This is a genomic window from Methylobacterium sp. CCH5-D2 (assembly GCF_001556475.1).
In the GTDB taxonomy this organism is placed as follows: domain Bacteria; phylum Pseudomonadota; class Alphaproteobacteria; order Rhizobiales; family Beijerinckiaceae; genus Methylobacterium; species Methylobacterium hispanicum.
The window spans coordinates 1-1,673 of record NZ_LSIX01000028.1 but is presented as its reverse complement, the minus strand read 5'-3'; the positions used below and the strand labels follow the sequence as shown (position 1 = coordinate 1,673).

The 1,673-nt window shown below is 70.4% G+C and carries 1 protein-coding gene; it reads right to left on the bottom strand.

Annotation, left to right across the window (positions count from 1 at the left end):
* Positions 1–1,673 (bottom strand): efflux RND transporter permease subunit (locus AX737_RS00630; RefSeq protein ID WP_156453441.1); only part of this gene is annotated, 1,673 nt, incomplete at both ends.

The following is a 1,673-nucleotide window of genomic DNA, read 5'->3' as shown; positions in this document are numbered from 1 at the left end:
GGCCCTGGCCGGAGAAGCCGAAGCCGAGCAGCAGGGTCTGGCTGTCGATGCCGGGCTCGCGGGCGAAGTGCTCCTCAATGCGCTTCGCCACGTCGAGCGTGCGCCCGGTGGCCGATTCCGGAGGTGTTTGCGCGTCGACGATGACGTAGCCCTGGTCCTCGACCGGCAGGAAGCTCGTCGGCAGGCGCAGGTAGCCCCAGCCGAGAGCGGCGACGATGACCGCATAGACGAGGAGCGCCCGCACCGGCCGGCGCAGCAGGCCCGCGACACCGGACCGATAGGCCAGCGTGCCGGCCCGGAAGCGGTGGTTGAACCAGCCGAAGAAGCCGCCCTTGTCGTGGCCGTGGCCGGCCGCGACGGGCTTCAGGAGGGTCGCGCACAGCGCCGGCGTCAGCGACAGCGCCAGGAAGGCCGAGAAGGCGATGGAGGTCGCCATGCTGGCCGCGAATTGCCGGTAGATGACGCCGACCGAGCCGGGGAAGAAGGCGAGCGGCACGAACACCGCCACCAGCACCGAGGTGATGCCGACGATGGCCCCGGTGATCTGGCCCATCGCCTTGCGGGTCGCCTCCCGCGGCGGCAGTCCCTCCTCGGCCATGATGCGCTCGACGTTCTCCACCACGACGATGGCGTCGTCGACGAGAATGCCGATGGCCAGCACCATGCCGAACATGGTGAGCACGTTGATCGAGAAGCCGGCGACGAGCAGCGCGCCGCAGGTGCCGAGCAGCGCGACCGGCACGACGATGGTCGGGATCAGGGTGTAGCGGACGTTCTGCAGGAACAGGAACATCACCGCGAAGACCAGGGCCATCGCCTCGGCGAGGGTCATCAGCACCTTACTGATCGAGACCTCGACGAAGGGCGTGGTGTCGTAAGGCACCGTCACGCTGACGTTGGCCGGCAGCGTGCGCTGGAGCTGGGTGATCTTGGTCCGCACACCTTGCGCGGCCGAGAGCGCATTGGCGCCCGGCGCGAGCTGGATGCCGATGCCGGCGGCGGGGCGCCCGTCGAGCCGCGTCTGCATCGCGTAGGACTGGGCGCCGAGCTCGACCTCGGCGACATCGCGCAGCCGCACCAGCGAGCCGTCCGGGTTGGCGCGCAGCACGGTCTCACCGAACTCGGCGACCGTGGCGAACTGGCCCCTCACCAAGACGTTGCCGGCGATGCGCTGGTCCGGCGTGGCCGGCTGGGCGCCGACGATGCCCGAGGTGACCTGGGCGTTCTGCGCGCCCACCGCGGCCGTGACGTCGCCCGGCGTCATCCCGAACCCCACGAGCTTGACCGGGTCGATCCAGATGCGCAGCGCCTTCTCGGAGGAGAACAGGGTGGCGCGGCCCACGCCCGGCACCCGCCGCAGCTTGCCCAGCAGGCGGCGGGCGGCGAGGTCGCCGAGATCGACCTCGCCCAGCGAGCCGTCCTTCGACGACACGGTGACGAACTGGAGGAAGCTGGTGCTCGCCTCCTCGACGACGACGCCCTGCTGGGTCACCGCCCGGGGCAGCCGCGCCTCGACGCGCTTGATCCGGTTCTGCACCGCGACCGTCGCCTTCGACGGATCCGAGCCCGGCGCGAACGAGGCCATGATCGACGCCATGCCCGATGTGTCGCTGGTCGACTCGAAGTACATCAGCCCCGGGATGCCGTTGAGCTCCTCCTCGATGATGCGGGTG